This window comes from Thermophilibacter sp., assembly GCF_966187215.1.
Map to the genome: position 1 here is coordinate 16,844 of NZ_CBIFYV010000075.1, position 23,905 is coordinate 40,748.

At 69.5% G+C, this 23,905-nt stretch carries 20 protein-coding genes and 1 tRNA gene; 8 read left to right on the top strand and 13 right to left on the bottom strand.

The features are described from left to right. Positions 1–204 precede the first annotated feature (204 nt). A complete protein-coding gene (locus ACWTSU_RS06335; RefSeq protein ID WP_455139025.1) occupies positions 205–1,020 on the bottom strand; it encodes an ABC transporter ATP-binding protein in 816 nt (271 codons plus the stop codon). A gap of 93 nt (positions 1,021–1,113) precedes the next feature. Here ACWTSU_RS06335 and ilvA point away from each other — a divergent pair, with 93 nt between their 5' ends. After that, a complete protein-coding gene (ilvA, locus tag ACWTSU_RS06340) occupies positions 1,114–2,334 on the top strand; it encodes a threonine ammonia-lyase (protein ID WP_455139026.1) in 1,221 nt (406 codons plus the stop codon). 95 nt (positions 2,335–2,429) lie between these two features. On the opposite strand, the gene ACWTSU_RS06345 is transcribed toward ilvA, so the two are convergent. Continuing rightward, the gene (locus ACWTSU_RS06345; RefSeq protein WP_455139027.1) at positions 2,430–3,215 is read right to left on the bottom strand and encodes a transposase; all 786 of its coding nucleotides are present in this window, start codon (positions 3,213–3,215) and stop codon (positions 2,430–2,432) included. Between the two features lie 397 nt (positions 3,216–3,612). Between ACWTSU_RS06345 and ilvD the strand changes: the two genes are divergently transcribed. The 4 genes from ilvD (at position 3,613) to ilvC (ending at position 8,775) form a co-directional block, all read left to right on the top strand. Continuing rightward, positions 3,613–5,277 (top strand): dihydroxy-acid dehydratase, encoded by a 1,665-nt coding sequence (ilvD, locus tag ACWTSU_RS06350; RefSeq protein WP_455139028.1) that lies wholly within the window; start codon positions 3,613–3,615, stop codon positions 5,275–5,277. After that, a complete protein-coding gene (gene ilvB / locus ACWTSU_RS06355) occupies positions 5,274–7,154 on the top strand; it encodes a biosynthetic-type acetolactate synthase large subunit (RefSeq protein WP_455139029.1) in 1,881 nt (626 codons plus the stop codon). Before ilvD ends, ilvB begins: the two co-directional genes overlap by 4 nt. Further along, entirely contained in the window at positions 7,154–7,636 is a 483-nt protein-coding gene (gene ilvN, locus ACWTSU_RS06360) for an acetolactate synthase small subunit (RefSeq protein WP_455139030.1), read from the top strand. The genes ilvB and ilvN overlap by 1 nt, the downstream gene beginning before the upstream one ends. A gap of 134 nt (positions 7,637–7,770) precedes the next feature. Beyond that, entirely contained in the window at positions 7,771–8,775 is a 1,005-nt protein-coding gene (gene ilvC / locus ACWTSU_RS06365) for a ketol-acid reductoisomerase (protein WP_455139031.1), read from the top strand. 219 nt (positions 8,776–8,994) lie between these two features. Here ilvC and ACWTSU_RS06370 read toward each other — a convergent pair whose 3' ends face one another. The 8 genes from ACWTSU_RS06370 to ACWTSU_RS06405 form a co-directional block, all read right to left on the bottom strand. Continuing rightward, positions 8,995–9,789: an ABC transporter ATP-binding protein gene (locus ACWTSU_RS06370; RefSeq protein WP_455139032.1), complete on the bottom strand. Its 795-nt coding sequence runs from the start codon at positions 9,787–9,789 to the stop codon at positions 8,995–8,997. Positions 9,790–9,791: 2 nt separating this feature from the next. Next, positions 9,792–10,736: an ABC transporter permease gene (locus ACWTSU_RS06375; RefSeq protein WP_455139033.1), complete on the bottom strand. Its 945-nt coding sequence runs from the start codon at positions 10,734–10,736 to the stop codon at positions 9,792–9,794. A gap of 188 nt (positions 10,737–10,924) precedes the next feature. Then, positions 10,925–11,938, bottom strand: coding sequence for an ABC transporter substrate-binding protein (locus ACWTSU_RS06380; protein ID WP_455139034.1), 1,014 nt, complete (start codon positions 11,936–11,938; stop codon positions 10,925–10,927). 140 nt (positions 11,939–12,078) lie between these two features. Then, positions 12,079–13,083 (bottom strand): ABC transporter substrate binding protein, encoded by a 1,005-nt coding sequence (locus ACWTSU_RS06385; protein ID WP_455139035.1) that lies wholly within the window; start codon positions 13,081–13,083, stop codon positions 12,079–12,081. Between the two features lie 617 nt (positions 13,084–13,700). Then, positions 13,701–14,066 carry a 50S ribosomal protein L20 gene (gene rplT / locus ACWTSU_RS06390; protein WP_455139036.1) on the bottom strand — a complete coding sequence of 122 codons (366 nt, stop codon included), beginning with the start codon at positions 14,064–14,066 and terminating at the stop codon, positions 13,701–13,703. Between the two features lie 44 nt (positions 14,067–14,110). Then, positions 14,111–14,308 (bottom strand): 50S ribosomal protein L35, encoded by a 198-nt coding sequence (gene rpmI, locus ACWTSU_RS06395; RefSeq protein ID WP_075280385.1) that lies wholly within the window; start codon positions 14,306–14,308, stop codon positions 14,111–14,113. A gap of 1 nt (position 14,309) precedes the next feature. Continuing rightward, on the bottom strand, positions 14,310–14,882 hold the full coding sequence (gene infC, locus ACWTSU_RS06400) for a translation initiation factor IF-3 (protein ID WP_455137842.1): 573 nt from the start codon (positions 14,880–14,882) through the stop codon (positions 14,310–14,312). 308 nt (positions 14,883–15,190) lie between these two features. Further along, entirely contained in the window at positions 15,191–15,709 is a 519-nt protein-coding gene (locus tag ACWTSU_RS06405; protein ID WP_455139037.1) for a ferritin, read from the bottom strand. 160 nt (positions 15,710–15,869) lie between these two features. Here ACWTSU_RS06405 and ACWTSU_RS06410 point away from each other — a divergent pair, with 160 nt between their 5' ends. From ACWTSU_RS06410 to ACWTSU_RS06420, 3 genes are all read left to right on the top strand, one after another. After that, positions 15,870–16,316: a DUF1045 domain-containing protein gene (locus ACWTSU_RS06410; RefSeq protein WP_455139038.1), complete on the top strand. Its 447-nt coding sequence runs from the start codon at positions 15,870–15,872 to the stop codon at positions 16,314–16,316. After that, a complete protein-coding gene (locus ACWTSU_RS06415; protein WP_455139039.1) occupies positions 16,316–16,840 on the top strand; it encodes a type II toxin-antitoxin system VapC family toxin in 525 nt (174 codons plus the stop codon). The genes ACWTSU_RS06410 and ACWTSU_RS06415 overlap by 1 nt, the downstream gene beginning before the upstream one ends. Positions 16,841–16,867: 27 nt before the next feature. Further along, a tRNA-Leu gene (locus ACWTSU_RS06420) sits at positions 16,868–16,952 on the top strand. A gap of 50 nt (positions 16,953–17,002) precedes the next feature. On the opposite strand, the gene ACWTSU_RS06425 is transcribed toward ACWTSU_RS06420, so the two are convergent. From ACWTSU_RS06425 to recJ, 3 genes are read right to left on the bottom strand one after another with little or no spacing between them, the layout of a single operon-like run. Beyond that, positions 17,003–17,638: an MBL fold metallo-hydrolase gene (locus ACWTSU_RS06425; protein WP_455139040.1), complete on the bottom strand. Its 636-nt coding sequence runs from the start codon at positions 17,636–17,638 to the stop codon at positions 17,003–17,005. A 41-nt stretch (positions 17,639–17,679) separates the two neighbouring features. Beyond that, complete coding sequence (locus tag ACWTSU_RS06430) at positions 17,680–20,049, bottom strand: RelA/SpoT family protein (RefSeq protein WP_455139041.1); 2,370 nt, start codon at positions 20,047–20,049, stop codon at positions 17,680–17,682. After that, positions 20,046–23,363 (bottom strand): single-stranded-DNA-specific exonuclease RecJ, encoded by a 3,318-nt coding sequence (gene recJ / locus ACWTSU_RS06435; protein WP_455139042.1) that lies wholly within the window; start codon positions 23,361–23,363, stop codon positions 20,046–20,048. Before recJ ends, ACWTSU_RS06430 begins: the two co-directional genes overlap by 4 nt. Between the last annotated feature and the right edge of the window lie 542 nt (positions 23,364–23,905).

Consider the following 23,905-nt stretch of genomic DNA (forward strand, 5'->3'; position numbering starts at 1 on the left):
CCGGCCCGCGCCCGCCGCGCGCCTCTCGCCGTCCTGCCGCTGGCTTGCCTTAATTAACCCGCAAAATCTGACATTCACAAACCTTAATCCTGCGATTATATGAATGTGAAATCATTTTTTGCGGGTTAATTGAGAGAGACGGCGAGAAGAGCGGGCCGATCGGGCGGCACGGCGCGCGGCGAGGACGGCGGTCGTGACGCGGCGTCACGCGTACGCGCCGCGCAGGGCGTACCAGCCGTCCGCCTCGCTCGCCACGAGCGGCACGTCGAAGAGCGCGCTCATCACGTCGCTCGTGAGGAGCTCGGCCTTGGGGCCGTCGGCGAAGACCTCGGCGTCCTTGATGAGCAGCACGCGCCCGATCGCCGGCACGATGTCCTCGGGGTAGTGCGTCACGAGCACCACCGAGCGGCCCTCGGCGGCGAGCGTGGACATGGTCTTGCGCACGTGGTACATCCCCTCGGGGTCGAGGCCCGTGCAGGGCTCGTCGAAGATGAGCACCTGCGGGTCGCGCACCAGCTCGCGCGCCACGAGCACGCGGCGCACCTGGCCGGTGGAGAGCGTCATCACGTCGCGGTCGGCGAGCCCGGCGATGCCCAGCCGCTCAAGGGCGTCGGCCGCGAGCGCGCGGTCGGTCTCGCCCACCTCGCGGCGCAGCGGCAGCCCCAGCGTGCCGAAGAGCCCGCCGGTGACGATGTCGATGACCGGCAGGTGGACGCGCACCTGGTCGTGCATCGTGGAGCTCACGATGCCGAGGGTCCGCCGCACCTCGTCGAGGCGCGGGCGCGCCTGGCCGCGGAACAGCACCGGGGGCTCCTCGCGCCACAGCGGCGCGACCTCGCGCGTGAGCAGCTGGATGAACGTCGACTTGCCCGCCCCGTTGGGGCCGAGCAGCGCCACGTGCTCGCCCTCCGCCAGCGAGAAGTCCCCCACGTGCAGGATCGTCTTGCCGCCGCGCACCACGCTGGCGTCGCGGATGCGGAACAGCGGGACCTCGCGTCCCGCGGCGTCCGTCTGGGCCATGCCGCTCCCCTTCCCCCTCTCGGCGCGGACGCGCCGTGAGGATTACTATAGGCAAACCGCGCGGCCGCGCGGGCGCACACGGGAGGGGACAAGATGGCAGAGATGCTCACGCTGGAGGCGTTCGAGGAGGCCTCCGAGAAGGTCCGCGAGGTCACGCTCGAGACGAAGCTCGTCGAGAGCCCGCACTTCTCGGCGGCCACGGGCAACCGCGTGTGGCTCAAGCCGGAGAACATGCAGCGCACCGGCGCCTACAAGGTGCGCGGGGCCTACTACAAGATCTCGACCCTCTCCCCCGAGGAGCTCGGCCGCGGCATCATCACCGCGAGCGCCGGCAACCACGCCCAGGGCGTCGCCTTCGCCGCCACGCGCGCCGGGGCCCGCTCGGTGGTCGTGATGCCCACCACCACGCCGCTCATCAAGGTCGAGCGCACCAAGGGCTACGGCGCCGAGGTGGTGCTGCACGGCGACGTCTACGACGAGGCCTGCGACCACGCCCTCGAGCTCGCGGCCGAGGAGGGCCTCACCTTCATCCACCCGTTCAACGATCCGGTCGTGGCCACCGGCCAGGGCACGATCGCGATGGAGGTCGTGCAGGAGCTGCCGCTCGTGGACACGATCCTGGTGCCCGTGGGCGGCGGCGGGCTGGCGTGCGGCGTGGCCACCTTCGCCAAGCTCTACAACCCCAAGATCCGCGTGATCGGCGTGGAGCCCTCCGGGGCGGCCTCGCTCACGGCGGCGCTCGAGGCGGGGCGCCCCGTCAAGCTGCCGAGCGCCAACACCATCGCCGACGGCACCGCGGTGCTCGAGGTGGGCGACAACGTCTTCCCCTATCTGCAGCAGAACCTCGACGACGTCATCTGCGTCCCCGACGAGGAGCTCGTGGTGGCCTTCCTCGACATGGTCGAGAACCACAAGATGGTCGTCGAGAACTCCGGCCTGCTCACCGTGGCCGCCCTCAAGCACCTGCCCGCCGAGAACAAGCGCGTGGTCGCGATCCTCTCGGGCGGCAACATGGACGTCATCACGATGAGCTCGGTGGTGAGCCACGGGCTGATCGCCCGCGACCGCATCTTCACGGTGAGCGTGCTGCTGCCCGACCGGCCCGGCATGCTCGTGCGCGTGGCGCAGGTCGTGGCCGAGCGCAACGGCAACGTGATCAAGCTCGAGCACAACCAGTTCGTGAGCACCAACCGCAACGCCGCCGTGGAGCTGCGCCTCACGATCGAGGCCTTCGGGACCGACCACAAGCGCGAGATCGTGGGCGCCCTCGAGGCCGCGGGCTTCTCGCCCACCCTGGTCCAGACCTCGCTGTGAGACAACGGGGGCAGGTTCTTTTGTCTCATTGAGACTCTGATGCACGCGCAGCGGACGGGTGCGTCGTCGCCCGCCCGCTGCGCGCCTTCGCCCGCTCACGCACGGGCGACGATGTTCCTCCCCACGCCCGTCAGGCGCTCCACCTGTCTGATCGAGAGGCCCTCATCCCTCAGGGCCCGCAGCAGCGCGTTGCGCCGGGCCGGCGGCAGCGTCCGCACGGCGGCGAGGGGCACGTCCCCCAGCGCGCGACGGGCCGCCTCGAGCGCCTCGCTCTCGTCCAACCGCGCGCCCGACGGCGGACGGTACGAAAGCCCGGCGCCCGTGCGACAGAACTCGGAGAACCCCTCCTCGCCACCGAGAAGCCCAAGCACAACGCCCCGCTCCACCTCGAGCTCCTCGTGCGGGCGCCCGAGGTAGTCGGCATAGCTGCTCCACGGGTACTCCTCCGCGCGGCAGACGCCAGCCTTCTCGGGGTTGTTGAGCACGTAGCGCACCGCCTCGAGCAGATAGGCGTCATCCTCGATCGGCATGCTACGAAACCGCTCCTGGAACACGTGCCCCACGTGACCGGTCCTGGTGTTGTAGCGGCGCGCGTAGCTCGTCGTGAGCCGATGGAGCGCCCCGCTCAGGCGCCCGGTGTCGTCGCGGACGACGAGATGGGCGTGGTTGTCCATGAGGCACCACGCGATCACCGCGACGCCCGACCCGACGAGGCAGCGCTGCGCGGCGAGAAGGAAGGCGCGGCGGTCGGCGTCGTCCTCAAAGATGACCTGACGGCCGCTACCCCGCAGAACGACGTGGTAGTAGCCGGAATCGGACACCTGTCGAGCCACGCGAACCATCGCCGCCCCCTCCTCGCGAAGGACCCTCTGGGTAGCCACTCTCCTACCCAAACGCCGATCCTCCATTCGCCCGACCGCGAACGGCGATGAGACAAATGAACCTGTCCCCAATGTCTCACCGCTCGCGGGGGAAACACGACCGTTCGCGGGCGGTCATCCGGCGGAAACACAGCCGCGCGTAGAGTACGACCCACTGAGCAAATGCGACGACAGGGCAAGTACGGGCCGCATTCGTCCCACAGCGAGCGGGCGGCGTGAGAACCCGCGGCGGACGGCCCCGAACACTCCCTCGAGCAGCTCGCGTGAACCTCCCGCGCCCACGGGCCACCCCCTTCGGCGCGCCGAGCAGTACCGCGCGCCGGCACCCCGCCGTCAAGGGCATCGCCCACGCCGCGTTTCTCGCACCTGCGTACCTTCGAGGGAAAGCGAGGAGAACGTGCAGCTGAGAAGCGACGCCATCAAGCGGGGCCTGGCCCGCGCACCCCACCGCAGCCTGCTCGCGGCCGACGGCCTCACCGACGAGGAGCTCGACCGCCCGCTCGTGGCCGTGGTCTCCGCCCAGAACGAGGTCATCCCGGGGCACCTCCACCTCCAGCAGATCGCCGACGCCGTGAAGGCCGGCGTCCGCATGGCCGGCGGCACGCCGCTGCAGGTCAACACCATCGGCGTGTGCGACGGCATCGCGATGAACCACGAGGGCATGCACTACAGCCTGGTCAGCCGCGAGGTCATCGCCGACAGCGTGGAGTGCGCCGTCCAGGGCCACCAGTTCGACGCGATGGTGCTGATCCCCTCCTGCGACAAGATCGTGCCCGGCATGCTCATCGCCGCCGCCCGCCTCGACATCCCCACGATGCTCGTCTCCGGCGGCCCCATGCTCGCCGGCCGCGGGCGCCACGGCGAGCAGACCGACCTCAACTCCCTCTTCGACGCCGTGGGCCAGGTCACCGCCGGCACCATGACCGAGGAGGAGTGCTCCTGGCTCGAGAAGACGGCCTGCCCCACCTGCGGCAGCTGCTCGGGCATGTTCACCGCCAACTCCATCTGCTGCCTCGCCGAGGCGCTGGGCATCGCCCTTCCCGGCAACGGGACCGTGCCGGCCGTCTACGCCGAGCGCATCCGTCTGGCCAAGAAGACGGGCATGAAGATCATGGAGCTCGTCGAGAGGGGCGTCACGGCCCGCCAGATCATCAACGAGCGCTCCATCCACAACGGCATGGTGCTCGACATGGCCTTCGGCGGCTCCACCAACACGATGCTGCACCTCACGGCCATCGCGCAGGCGGCCGGCTGCCCCGTCACGATGGACGACTGGGACCGCGCCTCCGCGACCACGCCCAACATCGTGCGCATCGCCCCGGCGGGGCCCCTCCACATCCAGGACCTCAACGACGTGGGCGGCGTCTCCGCCATCATCGGCGAGCTCGGGCGCACCGGGCACCTCGAGACGGACGCCCTCACCTGCCACGGCACGATGGCCGAGTGGGTGGCCGCCTGCCCCGAGCCCGACGGCGAGGTCGTGCGGCGCGTGCGCGACGCCTACTCCCCCGACGGCGGCCTCAAGGTCGTCCGCGGCAACCTCGCGCCCGACTGCGGCGTGGTCAAGAAGAGCGCCGTCGCGCCCGAGATGTGGCAGCACTCCGGCCCGGCGCGCGTCTTCGACTCCGAGGAGGAGGCCTGCGCGGCCATCTTCGGCGGCAGGATCTGCCCGGGCGACGTGGTGGTCATCCGCTACGAGGGCCCGGCCGGCGGCCCCGGCATGCGCGAGATGCTCACACCCACGAGCGCGATCTGCGGCATGGGCCTCGCCAGCTCGGTGGCGCTGATCACCGACGGGCGCTTCTCCGGCGCCTCCAAGGGCCCGTGCATCGGGCACGTCTCGCCCGAGGCCGCGGCGGGCGGCCCCATCGCGCTCGTGCGCGAGGGGGACACGATCTCCATCGACATCCAGGCCGGCACGCTCACCCTTGAGGTGGACGACGCCGAGCTGGCCGAGCGGCGCGCCACCTGGCAGCCGCCGGCACCCAAGTACACGACCGGCGTGCTCTCGCGCTACGCGAGGCTCGTCACGAGCGCCGACAAGGGGGCGTACCTGTCATGATGAGCACCGAGGAGAAGGTCGAGCGGCGCAGGCGCGCCATCGAGGGACACCCGCTCGGTCCCGGCAGCCACACCGAGCACGAGGGCAAGACCATGACCGGGGCGCAGGCCATCATCGCCAGCCTCGAGGCCGAGGGCGTGGACACGATCTTCGGCTACCCCGGCGGCCAGGCCATCAAGATCTACGACGCGCTCTACGACTCCAAGAAGATCCGGCACATCCTGGCCCGCCACGAGCAGGGCGCCACGCACATGGCCGACGGCTACGCGCGCGCCACGGGCAAGGTGGGCGTGGTGCTCGTCACCTCCGGCCCCGGCGCCACCAACACCGTGACCGGCATCGCCACGGCCTACATGGACTCGGTCCCGCTCGTGGTCATCACCGGCCAGGTCACGCGCGGCGTCATCGGCACCGACGCGTTCCAGGAGTCCGACATCGTGGGCATCACGATGCCCATCGTCAAGCACAGCTTCCTGCTGCAGTCCACCGACGACCTCACGCGGACGTTCCGCGAGGCGTTCTACATCGCCTCAACCGGGCGCCCCGGCCCGGTGCTCATTGACGTGCCCTCCGACCTCTCGGGCGCCGAGATGGTCTTCCACTACCCCGACACCGTGAGCATCGCGAGCTACCGCCCCACCTACAAGGGCAACGCCAAGCAGGTCAAGGAGGCCGCGCGGCTCATCGCGGAGGCCAAACGGCCGCTCATCATGGCCGGCGGCGGCATCGTGAGCAGCCACGCCTGCCCCGAGCTCACCGAGCTCGCCGAGCGCATGAACATCCCCGTGGTCACGACGCTCATGGGCAAGGGGGCCATGCGCTGCTCCAACCCGCTCAACCTCGGCCCCGTGGGCATGCACGGCTCCAAGTACGCCAACATGGCCGTCACGGAGTGCGACCTGCTCGTGGCCGTGGGCGCGCGCTTCTCGGACCGCGTGACCGGCAAGGTCGACGAGTTCGCCCCGCACGCCAAGATCGTCCACATCGACATCGACCCGGCCGAGATCGGCAAGATCGTCCAGCCCGACGTGCCGATCGTCGGCGACGCCAAGGGGGTCCTCGCCTCGCTCAACGAGCGCCTCGAGAAGATGGGCGCCGCGCCCGTGTGCGACGAGTGGACCGCCGAGGTCTTCTCGTGGCGCGACCGCTGGCCCTTCTACACCCCCGACTTCGACGACTTCGAGGGCAAGATCGCCCCGGAGGTCGTGCTCAAGCACCTCTCCGACAAGCTCGACCCCGAGGCCTCCATCGTCACCACCGAGGTGGGCCAGCACCAGATGTGGGCGCACCAGAACATCCACCGCGAGCACGCGCGCACCTTCATCAGCTCCGGTGGCCTCGGCACGATGGGCTTCGGCTTCCCGGCGGCCATCGGCGCCAAGATCGGCTGCCCGGAGGACCAGGTGGTCTGCGTGGCCGGCGACGGCTCGTTCCAGATGAACAGCCAGGAGATGGCCACCGCCAAGATCAACGACGTGCCGGTCAAGGTGCTCGTCATCGACAACCGCGCGCTCGGCATGGTCCACCAGTGGCAGCACCTCTTCTACCACGACCGCTACTCGTTCACCGAGCTGGCCGACAACCCCGACTTCGTCAAGCTGGCCGACGCCTACGGCTGGCAGGCCGCGCGCATCACCAGGCCGGAGGAGGTCGACGACGCGCTCGACGCGATGCTCGCCGCTGACGGTCCCTACCTGCTCGACGTGATGATCCCGGCCGAGCAGACCGTCTACCCGATGGTCGCCCCCGGCGCCGCGATCGACGACATCATCGGCGCCCTCGACGTGACCCTCGGCGGCGTGCGCGTCACCGAGCGGGGCTTCGGCGAGGGCGGCCGGCCGCGCGTCGCCCCGTCGCACGAAGGAGTTGATGAGTGATGAACTACCTGCTCTCCGTGCTCGTAGAGAACAAGCCCGGCGTGCTCAGCCGCGTGACGGGCCTCATCAGCCGCCGCGGCTTCAACATCGCCTCGCTCACGGTGGCCCCCACCGAGGACGAGACCCTCTCGCGCATGACGATCATCGTGGAGGCCGACGAGATCGGCTTCGAGCAGATCACCAAGCAGCTGCACAAGCTCGTCTCGGTCTACAAGATCTCCGACCTCACCTACTCCGACGCCGTCGAGCGCGAGCTGGTGCTCTTCAAGGTCCAGTCCGCGCCCGAGCGACGGCACGAGATCATCGAGATCGCCAACGTGTTCCGCGCCAAGGTCGTGGACGTGGGCAAGAACACGCTCACGATCGAGGCCACCGGCGCGGTGAGCAAGCTCGACGCGATGGAGGACCTGCTGCGCGCCTACGGCATCAAGCAGCTCACGCGGACCGGCAAGATCGCCATGTCCCGCGGCTCCTCCCAGTAACCCAGGTGACATGAGACAATGGGGACAGGTTCATTTGTCTCATCACATAGTTAGTGCAAGTACCAACGCGTTCGTGCGCGATGAGACAAATGAACCTGTCCCCATTGTCTCACCGCGGGAGTAAGGAGAAGACAATGGCCGTCACCATCTACTACGAGAGCGACGTGGACCCGAGCGTCATCCAGGGCAAGAAGGTCGCCATCATCGGCTACGGCAGCCAGGGCCACGCCCACGCGCTCAACCTCATGGACTCCGGCGTGGACGTCCGCGTGGGCCTGCGCGAGGGCAGCGCGTCCGCCGAGAAGGCCCGCGAGGCCGGCCTCAAGGTCATGAGCATGGACGACGCCGCCGAGGAGGCCGACGTCATCATGATCCTCACGCCCGACGAGACCCAGCCCAAGGTCTACGAGGAGCACGTCAAGGCCCACCTCAAGCCCGGCGACACCCTGGCCTTCGCGCACGGCTTCAACATCCACTACGGCTACATCAAGGCCCCCGAGGACGTCAACGTCATCATGTGCGCGCCCAAGGGCCCGGGCCACATCGTGCGCCGCCAGTACACCGAGGGTTCCGGCGTGCCCGACCTCGCCTGCGTCTACCAGGACGCCACCGGCGACGCCTGGGACATCGTGCTCAGCTACTGCTGGGGCGTCGGCGGCGCCCGCTCCGGCATCATCAAGGCCACCTTCAAGGAGGAGACCGAGGAGGACCTCTTCGGCGAGCAGGCGGTGCTCTGCGGCGGCCTCGTCGAGCTGGTCAAGGCCGGCTTCGAGACCCTGACCGAGGCGGGCTACCCCGAGGAGCTGGCCTACTTCGAGGTCTACCACGAGATGAAGATGATCGTCGACCTCATGTACGAGAGCGGCATCCACTTCATGAACTACTCGATCTCCAACACGGCCGAGTACGGCGAGTACTACGCCGGCCCCAAGGTCATCAACGAGCAGAGCCGCGAGGCCATGAAGCAGATCCTGGCCCGCATCCAGGACGGCTCCTTCGCGCAGGAGTTCGTTGACGACTGCAACAACGGCCACAAGTGGCTGCTCGAGAAGCGCGAGGAGATCAACAGCCACCCGATCGAGAAGACCGGCGAGAAGATCCGCTCGATGTTCTCCTGGATCAAGAAGAGCGACGACTAGTCGCCGACGCCGACGCGCCAGCAACGCAGCACCTCTCTCGCAGGGGCCCCGGACGGCAGTGCAGCCGTCCGGGGCCCTTTGGTGGCGAGCCTCTGGTGGCCCTCCCCAGGCGTGACAAAGGGTGACAAAGGGGACGGAGGTTGTTGTCACACCATCAAACCTTGCAAGTAGGATGGTGTGACAGTAACCTCCGTCCCCTTTGTCACGCCCCTGTCCAGACTAGCTCAGCAGCATCCGGTCGTTCGCGAATGCGCCGCCCGAGACCTCCTCGAACTTCTGGAGCAGGTCGGCCACCGTGAGCGAGGCCTTCTCGGCGCCCGAGACGTCGTAGATGATGCGTCCCTCGTTCATCATGATGAGGCGGTTGCCCAGGCGGATGGCGTCGTTCATGTTGTGCGTGACCATGAGCGTGGTGAGGTGGTGCTCGTCGACAATCTTCTCGGTGAGCCCGAGCACCTTCGCGGCCGTCTTGGGGTCGAGCGCCGCCGTGTGCTCGTCGAGCAGCAGCAGCTTGGGCTCGGTGAGCGTGGCCATGAGCAGGGTCAGCGCCTGGCGCTGGCCGCCCGAGAGCAGACCGACCTTGGTGGTCAGGCGCTTCTCGAGGCCCAGGCCCAGCTCCCTCAGGCGCTCGGCGTACTCGTCCTTCTCGGCACGCGTCACGCCCCAGCGCAGCGTCCGCGTCTTGCCGCGACGCTTGGCCATGGCGAGGTTCTCGACGATCTGCATGTCGGCGGCCGTGCCCATCATGGGGTCCTGGAACACGCGGCCCAGGTACTTGGCGCGGGCGGGCTCGGACAGGCGCGAGATGTTCCTGCCGTCGAGCGTGATGGTGCCCGAGCTGATGGGGTACACGCCGGCGATCATGTTCATGAGCGTGGACTTGCCGGCGCCGTTGCCGCCGATGACGGTGACGAAGTCGCCGGGAGCGAGGTGCAGGTTGAGGTCGACCAGCGCGCGCTTCTCGTTGATGGTCCCGGCGTTGAAGGTCTTGCTCACACCGCTGAGCGTCAGCATGCCTACCGCCCCCCTTCGGGGTCGGGGGCGCCCGCGGCCCTCAGGGAGCGCGCGTACGCGCGACGGAGCTGGTACTTCTCCCACACCACCGGCACGCACAGCGCGAGAGCCACGATGACGGCGGAGATGAGCTTCATGTCGTTGGCATCCATGCCCAGCTGGAGCACGATGGCACGGATGAGGAAGTAGACCACCGAGCCCACCACGGCGGCCACGAGCTTCGATCCGAACGAGCGCAGCTTGCCGGGCGTCAGCCGGCCGAGCACCTCGCCGATCACGATGGCGGCGAGGCCGATCACGATGGCGCCCGTGCCCATGCCGATGTCGGCGTAGCTCTGGCTCTCGCACACCAGGCCGCCGGAGAGGCCCACCAGGCCGTTGGAGAGCGTGAGCGCGATCATCTTGGTGACCTTGGTGTTCACGCCGAGCGCGCGCACCATGCGCTCGTTGTTACCGGTGGCGCGGCAGGCCGAGCCGATCTCGGTCCCGAAGAACCAGTACAGCGCGACGATGATCAGCACCGCGAAGACGAGCCCCACGATGATGGAGGCGACGTTCTGCGGCAGGCCGGTGGCGTCGGTCACCTGGGAGAACAGCGTGTCAACGCGCAGAAGCGGCGTGTTGGACTTGCCCATGATGCGCAGGTTGATGGACCAGAGCGCGATCTGCGTCAGGATGCCGGCGAGAATGGCCGGGATCTCGAAGACCGTGTGGAGGAACCCCGTCACCGCGCCGGCGACCATGCCGGCGACCATGGCCAGGATGATGGCGAGCGCGGGGTTCACGCCGCCCACCACGAGGACCGCGCAGACGCTGCCGCCGAGCGCGAAGCTGCCGTCAACCGTCAGGTCGGCGATGTCGAGCAGCTTGTAGGTGATGAAGACGCCCAGGACCATGACACCCCAGAGGATGCCTTGGGAGACGGCGCCGAGCAGGGCAAGGCCCATGAGAACCTCTCTTTCATAGAGCGCGCGCCGGCGAGCGGGTCGCCGGGGCCGACGTGGGCGGGCTTGCGCGCGATGCGCCAAGCGCATCGCCGGCACAATCACGCTATACAGCCGGGAAGCGCCCTCCTCAGCCTGTAACGAGATTGAAACGCGACGGGTGCGCGGGACCGCGCGCGGGCCCCGGGCCCCTACGCCGAGACGTCCGTGCCACCCTCGTCGGCGAGCGCGGACACGTCCACGCCCACCTCGTCGGCGGTCTGCTGGTTGTACACGAGGTCGCACTCGTCGGCGCCCATGGTCTCGATCGGCATCGCGGCCGGGTCCGCGCCCTCGGTCAGGATCTTCACGGCCATCTCGCCCGCGCGGCGGCCGAGCTCCTCGTAGTTGATCGAGAGCGAGGCCAGGCCGCCGCTCTCGACCTGGCCCGCCTCGCCGCAGATGACGGGCAGCCCGTTGGCGTTGGTCACCATGGAGACGGTGGTCATGCCCGCAGCGATGGTGTTGTCGGTGGGGGCGTAGACGGCGTCCACCTTGCCGACCATCGACTCGCAGACCGACTGGATCTCGTTGGAGCTGGAGACCGTGAACTCCTGGTAGGCAAGGCCCACCTTGTCCAGCTCCTCCTTGGCCATCTGGATCTGGACGTCGGAGTTGCTCTCGGCGGTGCAGTACAGAAGGCCCACCGTCTTGGCGTCGGGCGCGAGCTGCTGCAGCAGGTCGATCTGGTCGGCCACGGGGTTCATGTCGGACGAGCCGGTCAGGTTGCCGCCGGGCGCGTCGTTGGAGTCCACCAGGCCCGAGGCCGCGAAGTCGGTGATGGCGGTGCCCACGATGGGGATGTCGCTCGTCGCGCCCGCCACGGCCTGGGCGGCCGGGGTGGCGATGGCGAGGATCAGGTCGCAGCCCTCGTTCACGAGCGTCTGGGCGATGGTCTGGCACGCGCTCTGGTCGTTCTGGGCGTTCTGCTGGTCGATGTCGTAGCTGATGCCCGAGTCGTCGAGCGCCTCCACGAAGCCCTTGTTGGCGGCGTCGAGCGCGTTGTGCTCGGTGAGCTGCAGCACGCCGATCTTGTAGGTCTTCTCGCCCGAGGCGTCGCCGTTACCGTTGTCGCAGCCCGCGAGCGTCAGCCCGCCGAGCGCGGCAGCCGCGGCGCCGGCGAACCCCTTGGCGAACGTCCTGCGCGTCATGTCCATGCGCTTCATCACAGCCCCCTATCGATCGGATGCGCAAAGGGCCGGGCACCGTGGCCATCGGGCAGCCCGACCCTTCTCCTGCCGTCATGGTACCGCCCGGCCCGGCCCGCTCCGGAAGGCGCACGCGGCTGTTAAACGAATGTTCTTTGTCAGACGATCTTGGGATCGTCGAGCCCGGAGACGTCCACGCCCAGGGCGTCGGCGGTCTCCTGGTTCACGATGAGCGTGCACTCCTCGCTCGACAGGTACTCGATGGGCATGGTCGCGGGGTCGGCGCCGTCCCGCAGGATCTTGAGCGCCATCTCGCCGGCCTTCTGGCCCAGGTCATAGTAGTTGATCGAGTAGGACGCCAGGCCGCCGTCCTCCACCATGGTGTCGCAGCCCACGATGGTGGGCAGGCCGTTCTCGTTGGCGACCATGGCGACGGTGGACATGCCGGCGGCGATGGTGTTGTCCGTCGGCGCGTAGATGGCGTCGCACTTGCCGACCATCGACTCCACGACCTGCTGGATCTCGTTGGAGCTCGAGACGGTGTAGCGGTCGTGCGCGATGCCCGCCCCGTCGAGCGCCTCCTCGGCCATCTGGATCTGGATCTCGGAGTTGGCCTCCGCCGAGCAGTAGAGCAGGCCGACCGACTTCGCGTCGGGGAGGAGCTGCTGGAGGAGGTCGATCTGGTCGGCGACGGGCGTCATGTCGGAGGCGCCGGTCAGGTTGCCGCCGGGCTCGTCGTTGGATTCCACCAGGCCGCTCGCGGCGTAGTCGGTGATCGCGCAGCCCACGATGGGGATGTCCGCGGTCGCCCCGGCGACGGCCTGGGCCGCGGGCGTCCCGATGGCGTAGATGAGGTCGCAGCCGTCGTTCACGAGCGTCTGGGCGATGGTCTGGCACGCGCTCTGGTCGTTCTGCGCGTTCTGCTGGTCGATGCTGTCCTCGGAGACACCCGCGCCCGTGAGGACGTCGACGAAGCCCTGGTTGGACTGGTCGAGCGCGCCGTGCTCGGTGAGCTGCAGCACGCCGATCTTGTAGTCCGAGCCCGAGCCGCCGTCGCCGGCGCCCCCGTCATCGGAGTCGCAGCCGGAAAGCCCGAGCGCCGCGACGCCCAGCCCGGCGACGCCCGTGAGGAATGCCTTGCGGTCAAGAAGAGGTGAGGCCATGTGTTCTCCCGAAAGCTGACGATGAGATGCGACCGACATCCGCCTGCCCGCACCGCGCGGACGCGGGCATCTCGCTGCGGACTCAGGCCCTCTCATAGTAGCGCTCCGCGGGCAGGGAGGCAGCCGCTCGCCGGTCGCGCGCCGCCGCTCGGGGGAATCGTCCCGCCCGGGGTCGCGATCGCACGAAAAAGGGGCGGCGCCCCATTGCGCCGCCCCGCCTCTTTGTACTTTGGAATCACCCGTGTCAGAAATCGAAGTCTGCCTGGACGATTGAATGTCTGGACCCGTATCTGGCGTTCCCTTCCACGACCCGTTCCGATGCTCATATCGGAGAACGTTGGCGAGTGCGCTCGCCCCAGATGTTATAGGGTCTCGGTCGCGCGGACGACGGGTCCAGACCCTGCTATCTCTTCTGTGTTCACTGGACTCGCCTCCCTCGTCGGTCGCTTCGATGGTAGCGACGGTGGTTGCTTACTCCGTTTGTTCCCCGTGCGCTCGCCCCTATTCCGACGTCCGCCCGTCTGCGGCAAACGGTCGGTTTCTACCGGCGGGCGGCACAAAAGAGCGCCCCGGGCCGGGTGGCTCGGGACGCTGGCGATGCTGCGTGTGGGACGCTGCTACTCGGCGTCGGCGAGGGCCTTCTTGGCGACCTCGGCGACCTCGGCGAAGGTCTGCTCGTCGCTGTAGGCGATCTCGGCGAGGACCTTGCGGTCGAGCTCGACGCCGGCGAGCTTGAGGCCGTGCATCAGCTTGCTGTAGGACAGGCCGTTGATGCGGGCGGCGGCGTTGATGCGCTGGATCCACAGGGCGCGGAACTCGCGCTTCTTGGCGCGGCGATCGCGGTAGGCGTACTGCCCGGAGTGCTGGGCCTGCTCCTTCATGCCGCGGAAGGTGCGGGAACGGACGCCGTAGTAGCCCTTGGTGCTCTTGGCGAGGGCGTTGCGCTTCTTACGGCCGGCGACGGCGCGCTTGACTCGTGCCATGTCTGATCAACTCCTTGGTGAGATGCTTGAGGACGCTCGCGCGCCTAGTTGGAACCCATGCGCTGGGAGACGGTCTTGACGTCAGCGGGAGAGATGACCGTCTCCTGACGGAAGCCGCGGATGCGCTTGGGGGACTTCTTCGTGAGGATGTGGCTCTTGAACGCCTTGGCGCGCATGATCTTGCCAGAGCCGGTGCGGCGGAAGCGCTTGGCCGTACCCTTGTGGGTCTTCATCTTGGGCATGCTAGTTCTCCTTCTTCGCGGTGCCGTTCTCGTCCTCTTCGTCCTTCTTCTCGAAGGCGCCCTTGATGGGGACGATGGTCATGTGCATGTTGCGGCCTTCCATGAGCGGCTTCTGCTCGACCGTCGCGACGTCCTTGAGGTCCTCGGCAAGACGGTCCAGGACGAGCCGGCCCTGCTCCGGGTGGGCCATCTCACGACCGCGGAACATGATCGTGATCTTGACGCGCGCGCCCTTCTTGAGGAAGCGGATGACGTGGCCCTTCTTGGTCTCGTAGTCACCCACGTCGATCTTGGGGCGGAACTTCATCTCCTTGATCTCGACGCGAGACTGGTTCTTGCGCGCGGCCTTGGCCTTGCGGTCCTGCTCGTACTTGTACTTCTTGTAGTCGAGCATCTTGCACACCGGGGGATCGGCGTTGGGCGCGATCTCCACGAGGTCGAGACCCTGGTCGCCTGCGATGCGCAGGGCGTCACGGACGCCAAAGAGCCCCATCTGGGAGCCGTCGACGCCGATCAGGCGACACGTGCGTGAAGTGATCTCCTCGTTGATGCGAGGACCGTCTTTCCTGGCTATCGTCTACACCTTCCTCTCGTCGCGGCGATGCCGCACAAAAAATGCTCCCGGCGACAGAGTCTGCATCCGGGAGACATCGCTCGCCCAGCGGGCGAGAAGCACGTTCGTTGTCTGACCAGACAGCAGCCCCAGGGCGCCGTTCAGGTGGGGACCCGCGTTCGGTCCCGCTTCGCAAAAAGCACACTTGGTGAGAATAGCACGCGCGTCGCGCGGCGGCAACGGGTTTTTCTCGCCGCCCCACGCGACGCGCGCGCTCCAGAATTTCTCCACGGCTCGGCCGGGCGCGGGACACCCGGCCGGTGCGGACGCTACATCGGCAGGGCGGTCTGCTGGACGTAGGTGCGGGCCTGGTACTCGCGGTCGAGGTCGTAGAGGCCCTTGGGGTCGGAGCCGAAGAGCTTCATGTTGGTGATCATGTCACGGGCGTTGGTCTCCTCCTCGCCCTGCTCGGACACGAACCAGTCGAGGAACTTCATGGTGCGCACGTCATGCACGCCGTGGGCCACCTCGTAGCAGTGGTGGATGAGGCTCGTGACGTACTCCTCGTGCTCGAGGCCCGCCTCCAGGGGCTCGAGGTCGCTGGCGAAGGTCTTGTCCGGCTTGGCGATGGCCTCCATCGTGGGCTTGAAGTCGTTGTCGAGCAGGTAGCGGCGGATGGCGAGCGCGTGGTCCAGCTCCTCCTTGGCCTGGATCTCGTACCAGTTGGCGAAGCCCTTGAGGCCGCGGTCGTCGTAGTAGTCGGCGAAGGTGTAGTAGAGGTAGGCGGAGTAGAGCTCCTTGTTGATCTGCTCGTTCAGGACCGAGGTGACCTGCTCGGTGAGTGCCATGGCGCTTCCCTTCTCATGGGGTTGTTCCGTCGTGTTGGATTCTACCCCGCCGCCCGGACACGAAACCCGCGCGTCCCGAACGGACGGCGACGCGCTGTGGTATGGTTTAGATGCTTTACACGCTTTACATCGGTATCGCCGAGAGGGACGGAGGGTCGCCATGGCAGCGGAGGCGGCGGTCACGGTGCCTGAGGCACCGACCACGAGGCCGAAGGCGCGCGCGGGCGCCTCGGCCCAGGTGAACGCGCGGATTGACCCCGAGCTCAAGCGGCGGGGCGACGAGGGCCTCGCGGCGGCGGGGCTCACCCCCACGCAGGCGGTGCGCGCGCTCTGGAGCCTGGCGGCGAGCTGCGCCGACGACCCTGAGCGGCTGCGCGCGGCGCTCCTCCCCGAGGAGGTCGAGCGGGAGCGGCAGGAGCGCGAGGCCGAGCGGCAGCGCAAGATCAGGCTCGCCCGGGAGGGGGCCGACATCGTGAAAAACGCTCTTATCGCCCTCGGAATCGACCCGCCGCGCCCCGGCGAGCACTCCGAGCTCTCCTACGAGGAGCTCAAGGAGCTCGCCTATCGCGAGCAGTTCCCCGAGTACTTCGAGACCCCGGAGGCATGATGGACGAGAGGCGGCCGCTGGTCCTTCTGGACACCAACGTCTGGGTCGACTACTACTCGAGCCCGCGAGAGGGTCACGACGCGGCACGTTCGCTCATGGACGGCGTCGAGTGCGCGGGAGCGCAGCTGCTCTACGCCATCCAGAGCATGAAAGATGTGTTCTACCTGGTTGCCTCCGACTACAAGAGCTGGACGAGGAAGCGCACCGGCACCCTCACGGAGGCGCAGGCGGCCGCGGCGACGGCGACGGCCTGGGGCTGCCTGGACAACATGGCCGAGATCGCCTGCGCGGTGGGGTGCGACCAGTCGGACGTGTGGCTCGCGCGCAAGACGCGGCGGCTGCACGCCGACTTCGAGGACGACCTCGTGCTCGCGGCCGCTCAGCGCGCGGGCGCGGACCTGCTCGTCACCTCAGACGAGCAGCTGCGACGCCATGCGCCGGTGGCCGCGCTCAGCGTGCCCGACGCCCTCGCGTACCTCCAGACCCTCGACGCAACGACGGGGCCGGGCACGGGTCTGGTATAGTTCTTCTCGCTTGGCGCTTCGTCGTCGGCCCGAGTGGCGGAATTGGCAGACGCGACGGTCTCAAAAACCGTTGAGGAAACTCGTGCGGGTTCGAACCCCGCCTCGGGCACCATCTCACAGCAATCTCATGCGCAGGACGAGAGGGACGCGGGTCCGCGCCCCCTATCGCAGGAACGGGTTCGAGGCGAGCTCGCGCGCCATCGTGGTGGCGGGCCCGTGGCCGCACAGAAGCGTGGTGTCCGGCGCGATCTCGGCGGCCATGCGGGCGAGCGAGCGCATGATGGCCGTCTCGTCGCCACCGGCCAGGTCGGTGCGCCCGTGGCTGCCCGGGAAGAGCGTGTCGCCCACGAAGGCCACGCCCTCCGCCGTGCCGCCGCCCACCAACACCACGCCGCCCGGCGTGTGGCCCGGCGTCTCCATCACGGTGAACGTGGCCGTGCCCACGCGGAGCACGTCGCCCTCGGCGAGCGTGCGGTCGGGCGCCGGGGCGTCCTCGTCGTAGGCGCGGCCGACCTCGCTCATCTGCCCGGCGCGCGCGGCGAGCGCGGCGTCTGCGGCATGGATCGCGAACGGGGCGCCCGTGGCCCTGACGAGCGCGGCCACCCCGCCCACGTGGTCGCCGTGGCCGTGCGTGGCCGCGACGAGCGTGACGCGCGCGTCACCCAGGCGCGCGGCGACCTCGGCGCCGGAGCCGCCGGGGTCCACCACCAGGCACTCCCCCGCGCTCACGTAGGCGTAGCAGTTGGTGGCGAGCGGCGTCACCTGAAAGCAGCGCAGCTCGTCGGTCTTCTCGGCCATCTCGCTCCCTTCGATGTGGAAAAGGGACTGTCCCTTTTCCACTAGACGCGGCGCTTCATCTGGTTGGCGCCCTCGCCCGGCATGATGCGGCGCGCGTCAAAGACGCTCGGCACACGGCTCACGGCGGCGAGCAGCGTGTCGAGCAGGCTCGCGTCCGAGATCGCCACCAAGAAGCGCAGGCGCGCCACGCCCTGCGAGCTGGTCTGCGTGGCCGCGGACAGGATGTTGGCCCCGGCGTCGCCGATGGCCACCGTGACGTCCTTGAGCAGCCCCATGCGGTCGGTGGCCTCCACGACGATCTCCACGCGGAACTCCGTGGCGCCCGAGGTGTCCCACGCGACCTCGATCATGCGGTCGGGGTTCTTCTTGAGGTCGGCCACGTTGGGGCAGTTGGCGCGGTGCACCGAGACCCCGCGCCCGCGCGTGACGAAGCCCACGATCTCGTCGCCGGCGACGGGGTTGCAGCAGTGCGCCAGGTGGACGAGGAGGTCCGGGTCGCCCTTGACCACCACGCCGCAGTTGCCCCGGCGCCGCTTGCCCTTGGCGGCCTGCGTGAGCGCGTAGGACTTCATGACCGGGGCGTCGGTGGCCATCGCGCGGTCGCGCGCGGCCTGCTTCTCGGCCTCGGCGGCCGCGGCGGCCAGCTGCTCGGGCGAGCCCTCCTCCAGGATCTCCTCGATGCGGTTGGCGGCCTGCTTGACCGAGATCTTGCCGGTGTGGACGCTCGCGAAGAGGTCCTCGGCGCCGCGCAGCTCGAAGCCCTCGCAGACGCGCTCGATGGCCTTGGTGGTGCGGCGCGTGGAGATGCCGTAGCCGCGCTTGCGCAGCTCGTGGGCGAGCTCGGTGCGGCCCTGCTCGGCGTCGTCGTTCTTGGTCTGCGTGGAGAAGTACTTGCGGATCTTGGCGCGGCTCGACGGCATGACCACGAGGTTCATCCAGTCGCGGCTCGGCTTGGCGTTCTTGTTGGTGAGGATCTCGACGCGGTCGCCCATCTGCAGCTTGTAGGACAGCGGCACCACCGCGCCGTTGACCTTGGCGCCCACGCAGTGGTTGCCCACCTCGGTGTGGACGGCGTAGGCAAAGTCGAGCGGCGTGGCGTCGCGGCGCAGGCTCATGACCTCGCCCTTGGGCGTGAAGACGAAGATCTCGTGCTCGAAGAGGTCCACGCGCAGGTTGTCGAGGAACTCGTGCGGGTCGTCGATGTCGTCCTCGGCGGCCCAGTCGAGACTCTTGCGGATCCAGTTGATCGTGGAGTCGATGGCGCGGTCCTCGGCGCTCATGCGGCCGCGCGAGTTGCCCTCCTTCTTGTAGAGCCAGTGCGCGGCGATACCGTACTCGGACGCCTCGTGCATCTCCACGGTGCGGATCTGGATCTCGATGGGCTTGCCGTCGGGCCCCACCACGGTGGTGTGCAGGCTCTGGTAGAGGTTGGCCTTGGGCGTGGCGATGTAGTCCTTGAAGCGGCCCGGGATCGGGTTCCACAGCGAGTGCACCGCGCCGAGCGCCGAGTAGCAGTCCCCCACCGTCTGGGTGATCACGCGCAGCGCGATGAGGTCGTAGATGTCGGAGAACTCCCGGCCCTTGCGCGTCATCTTCTGGTAGATGCTCCAGAGGTGCTTGGGGCGACCGGTGATCTGGTAGTCGGTGAGGCCCGCGGCCTTGAGCTCGTCGTCGAGCGTCTTGATGGCGGCCTCGGTGTCCTCCTCGCGCTGGGCGCGGCTGTCCTGGACCATGCGGGCCACGCGCTGGTACTCCTCGGGCTCGAGCCAGAAGAAGGCCAGGTCCTCGAGCTCCCACTTGACCGACGAGATACCCAGGCGGTCGGCGAGCGGCGCGTAGACGTCCATGGTCTCGCGCGCCTTGAACAGGCGCCGGTCGGGCGGCAGCGCCGCAAGGGTGCGCATGTTGTGCAGGCGGTCGGCGAGCTTGATGATGACCACGCGGATGTCACGGCTCATGGCCAAAAACATCTTGCGCAGGTTCCACGCCTGCTTGGCGTCCATCGAGCTCACCTGGATGGAGGTGAGCTTGGTCACGCCGTCCACGAGGTCGGCCACCGTCTGGCCGAAGAGCTCGGCGATCTGGTCCTTGGTGGCGGGCGTGTCCTCCACGGTGTCGTGAAGCAGCGCCGCGCAGATGGTGTCCTCGTCCATGCGCAGGTCGTGCGCCAGAATCAGGGCCACCTCCACGGGGTGGTTGATGTAGGGCTCTCCCGAGCGGCGGCGCTGGTCGCGGTGGTAGTCGGCGGCGAAGCGGTACGCCCGGTCGACCTTCTCGCACCCCTCGTCGTCCAGGTAGGCGCGGCAGGCGTCCTGGAGCAGCCGGAAGTTGGCCGCATCGGGGACCTGCTTGCGCGCGGGGCGCGCGGCCTCGGCGGCGGGGCGCGCGGTGTCTGTGTCGTTGACGCTCATCTGGCCATCCCCTCCCTCCCGACGATGATACCGAAGTCCGGCGCGATGGGACGGTCGAGACGCTCGAGAAGCTCCTCGGCGCTCGCGTCGAGCGCCCACGAGCAGAACCGCTCGAAGACCGAACGGGCGCGCAGGCCCTCCAGGTAGCAGGCCGACTCGGTGAGGTCCATGTGCGCGGGCGAGGCGACCATCGCCACCCGGCGAGACTCGCCGAAGCCGCTAACCGAGCAGAACCCGAGCTCCGAGAAGATCGAGAGCGCCGGGCCCACCTCGCGCGGGCTCACGGGCGCGGCCGGGCGCGCGGCCGAGGCGGCCTCCGCGATCGCCTCGTCGTCGAGGGTCACGGCGGCGCCCGATGCGCGCTGGGCGCCGACGAGGGCGCGGTAGAGGCTCACGAGGTCGTCGCGCGCGGGCGCGGAGCCGGCCAGGATGCGCTCGCCGGCGCGCACGTCGCGCGCGCCGAAGAGCAGGTGGATCGTGGCGGGCGCGCCGTCACGGCCAGCCCGCCCGCTCATCTGGTTGAACTCCACCTGGCCGAGCGGAAGGCCGTAGAGCACCACGTGGCGGATGCCGGGGAGGTTGACGCCCTCGCCGAAGGCGCTCGTGGAGACGATGCAGGTGAGCTCGTCCGCGCGGAAGGCCCGCTCCACGCGGCCGCGCGTGGCGCGCGAGAGCCCGGCGTGGTAGAAGGCCACGCGCGGCGCGAGCTCGGGGACGCAGTGGCGCAGCGTGCGCACGAGCGCCTGGGCCTGGTCGCGCGAGGGCACGTAGACCACGGTCTTCTCGCCGCGCGCCACCACCGAGACCATGGCGGCCTCGCGGTCGCGCAGGGCGCGGCCGTCGTCCACGCGCAGGTTGTCCCTGGTGGCGGGGTCGCAGATCACGTCCTCCTCCGCGATGCCGCAGAGCTCGCAGACGCGGCGGGCGACCTCGGTGGAGGCGGTGGCCGTGGCCGCGAGCACCGTCGGGCGGCCCAGGTCGGCGAGGACCGCGGGCAGCTCGAGGTAGGCCTCGCGCGACCCGGGCGCGGCCAGGCCCGCGTGGTGCGCCTCGTCGACCACGACGAAGCCCACGCGACCCGACGCGGCGAGGTCGGCGCGGTGGAGGGCCAGGTACTCGGGCGTGGTGAGGACCACGTCGACCGCGCCGGAGGCGAGCTCGGCGTAGGTGCGCCCGCGCGCGGCGAGATCGGTCTCGCCGGTGAGGACCGCCACGCCCACGCCGAGCTCACCGAGGGCCTCGCGCAGGTGGAGGGCCTGGTCGGCCACGAGCGCGCGCAGCGGGTAGACGAGGACGCTCGCGCGGCCGCGGGCGATGGCCTCGCGCGCGGCGTGGACGTGGAAGACGAGCGACTTGCCGCGGCCCGTGGCCATGACGGTGAGGCACGAGTGGCCGGCTGCCAGGCGCTCGAGGGCAAGGCGCTGGGCGGGCAGCAGCGCGCGGTCGCCGATCATGCGGCGGCGGAGCTCGTCGGTGAGCTCGTCGTAGGGGAGGCGCGCGAGCGCGGCGCGGGCGGCGGCGGGGTCGGGGGCGTCCCGTGGCGCGGGGGGCCGCTCGGCGGGCGCGTCCTTCTCGGCGGGCGCGTCCTTCTCGCCCGCGGGGGGCTCGTCGCGCAGCAGCAGGTCGCGGACCATGAGCTTGGGCTTGGTGCGGCCCTGCCAGGTCTCGTTGGCGGCCTCGAAGACCACGTCGACCACACCGTCCCAGGCGAGCGCCCGCTCGGGGTCGGGCGCGCGAAAGAAGATCGCGGCCACCGAGCTCGCGCCGTCGGTGGCAACGAAGCGCAGGTGGGCGCCGTCGGCCCCCACGCGAGCCCGGTTGCGCGCCATCACGCCGCGCACGGCCAGAAGCGGCCGCTTGTTGCCCTGGCCGAAGGGCTGGAGGCGCTCGAGGGCGTCGATGGACCCCACGGTGAGCTCGTCGAGCCCGACCACGGCGCTGACCTCGTCGGTGTCTTCGAACTGCTCGGCGGGCAGCTCGGCGAGCACGGCCGAGAGGCGAGCGCGGAACTCGTCCAGGCGCGACGCCTCGCAGGTCACGCCCACCGCACCGGCGTGCCCGCCGAAGCGCACGAGCATGTCCGAGCACCGCTCGACGGCGCGGAAGAGGTCGACCGAGCCCACCGAGCGGCCGGAGCCACGCGCGATGCCGTCGGAGATCGAGAAGACCACGGCGGGGACGTGGTAGCGGTTGACCAGGCGCGACGCGGCGATGCCCTTGACGCCCTCGTGCCAGCCCTCGCCGCCCACCACCACGACGCGGCCGCCGTCGTAGGTGCGCTCGGCCTCGGCGGTCGCGGCCTCGGCCAGCGCGGCCTCGACCTCGCGGCGCTCGGTGTTGGTGGCCTCGAGCTGGCCGGCGAGCGCGGCGGCCTCGGCAGGGTCGTCGGTGAGCAGCAGCTCGAGGGCGGCGTCGGTGGTGCCCATCCGCCCGGCCGCGTTGAGGCGCGGGATGAGCGAGAAGGGCAGGTCGTCGGGGCGCATGGTCGCGAGGTCGCGGCCCGACGCGGCGGCGAGCGCCACGAGCCCGGGGCGCGTGGCGGTGTGCAGGCGACCCATGCCCTCGGCCACGATCGCGCGGTTCTCGGGCGTGAGCAGCATCATGTCCGAGAGCGTACCGAGCGCGGCGACGTCGGTGTAGTGGCGCCAGAGGTCAGCCTGGCCGAGACGGCGGCCGAGCTCGCAGACGAGCTTGAGCGCCACGCCCACGCCGGCGAGCTCGTGGGAGGGGCCGGACGCGGCGAGCTTGGGGTCGGTGACCGGGACGTCCCGCGGGACGTCCTCGGCGGGCTCGTGGTGATCGGTCACCACGACGTCGATGCCGCGCTCGGTGAGCCAGGCGACCTCGCGGGCGGCGGCGATGCCGTTGTCCACGGTGACCACGAGGCGCGGGTCGCAGGCGTCGAGCACGCGCGCGAGCGCCTCGCGGCTGAGGCCGTAGCCCTCGCCGAAGCGGTGCGGGATGAACGGGTGGACCGTGGCGCCCAGGCGGCGCAGCGCGAGCGTGAGCAGGCAGGTGGACGTCATGCCGTCGACGTCGAAGTCGCCGAAGACGGCGATAGTCTCGCCCTCGCGCACGGCGCGCTCCACGCGGTCGGCGACCTCGCGCATGCCGGGGATGACGAGCGGGTCGGCCCAGTCGCGCTCGAGCGAGGGGGTGAGGAAGGCGCGCGCCTCGGACGGGTCGGTGTGGCCGCGCGACACGAGCACGCGCGCCACGAGCGGGGGCACGCCGAGGGCGTCGGCGAGCGCGCGCTCGCGGGCCGGGTCGGCCGGCAGGACCTGCCAGCGGCGGCTCTGGTCGAGGCCGGCCATCAGCGACCGCCCCCCGTGTCTTGATGTGTGCGTGCGACCGACCGTCCGGCAGGTGCCGGAACGGCGCTGAGCTGGCAGGTTGTCATGATCGTCTCTTCGCGTGGCGGGGCGCTCCGCGCCCGACTCTGTCTATCGCGGACGATTGTAGCAGAGGCCCCGGACACGGCGACGGCGCCCGCGCGGGCGGCGGCCTGCGGCCCTTCTCGCCGCCGCGCGCTTCTCGCCGGAATGCACATGCGTCAACTTGCTGCATGTGCGTATCACCGGTCCCGAGTCGAACGGGACCAGATGTGCACGTGCGTCAAGCTGACGCATGTGCATGGGGATATCTCCAGGGAAAAGACCCCTTCGCCCATGCACTTGCGGCAAGCCAACGCATGTGTACGACCTACGGTGACGATGTGGCTCCAAACCCACTCACATGCAGCAGTTTGACGCATGTGCACTTCACCCAACGTCTCCCCACGCGCCCTCCCGGTCTCGAGAGGATGCACATGCACCAAGTTGACGCATGTGAGGGGGCGTCTCCGAGCGAAGGCCCC

Coding starts and splice junctions, on each gene's coding strand:
- rpmI (WP_075280385.1), bottom strand. CDS start 14,308: ATGCCCAAGATGAAGACCCACAAGGGTACGGCCAAGCGCTTCCGCCGC.
- ACWTSU_RS06375 (WP_455139033.1), bottom strand. CDS start 10,736: ATGGGCCTTGCCCTGCTCGGCGCCGTCTCCCAAGGCATCCTCTGGGGT.
- ACWTSU_RS06380 (WP_455139034.1), bottom strand. CDS start 11,938: ATGAAGCGCATGGACATGACGCGCAGGACGTTCGCCAAGGGGTTCGCC.
- ACWTSU_RS06430 (WP_455139041.1), bottom strand. CDS start 20,049: ATGAGCGTCAACGACACAGACACCGCGCGCCCCGCCGCCGAGGCCGCG.
- ilvC (WP_455139031.1), top strand. CDS start 7,771: ATGGCCGTCACCATCTACTACGAGAGCGACGTGGACCCGAGCGTCATC.
- ACWTSU_RS06335 (WP_455139025.1), bottom strand. CDS start 1,020: ATGGCCCAGACGGACGCCGCGGGACGCGAGGTCCCGCTGTTCCGCATC.
- rplT (WP_455139036.1), bottom strand. CDS start 14,066: ATGGCACGAGTCAAGCGCGCCGTCGCCGGCCGTAAGAAGCGCAACGCC.
- ilvB (WP_455139029.1), top strand. CDS start 5,274: ATGATGAGCACCGAGGAGAAGGTCGAGCGGCGCAGGCGCGCCATCGAG.
- ilvN (WP_455139030.1), top strand. CDS start 7,154: ATGAACTACCTGCTCTCCGTGCTCGTAGAGAACAAGCCCGGCGTGCTC.
- ACWTSU_RS06410 (WP_455139038.1), top strand. CDS start 15,870: ATGGCAGCGGAGGCGGCGGTCACGGTGCCTGAGGCACCGACCACGAGG.
- ACWTSU_RS06425 (WP_455139040.1), bottom strand. CDS start 17,638: ATGGCCGAGAAGACCGACGAGCTGCGCTGCTTTCAGGTGACGCCGCTC.
- ilvA (WP_455139026.1), top strand. CDS start 1,114: ATGGCAGAGATGCTCACGCTGGAGGCGTTCGAGGAGGCCTCCGAGAAG.
- recJ (WP_455139042.1), bottom strand. CDS start 23,363: ATGGCCGGCCTCGACCAGAGCCGCCGCTGGCAGGTCCTGCCGGCCGAC.
- ACWTSU_RS06370 (WP_455139032.1), bottom strand. CDS start 9,789: ATGCTGACGCTCAGCGGTGTGAGCAAGACCTTCAACGCCGGGACCATC.
- ACWTSU_RS06415 (WP_455139039.1), top strand. CDS start 16,316: ATGGACGAGAGGCGGCCGCTGGTCCTTCTGGACACCAACGTCTGGGTC.
- ACWTSU_RS06385 (WP_455139035.1), bottom strand. CDS start 13,083: ATGGCCTCACCTCTTCTTGACCGCAAGGCATTCCTCACGGGCGTCGCC.
- ACWTSU_RS06405 (WP_455139037.1), bottom strand. CDS start 15,709: ATGGCACTCACCGAGCAGGTCACCTCGGTCCTGAACGAGCAGATCAAC.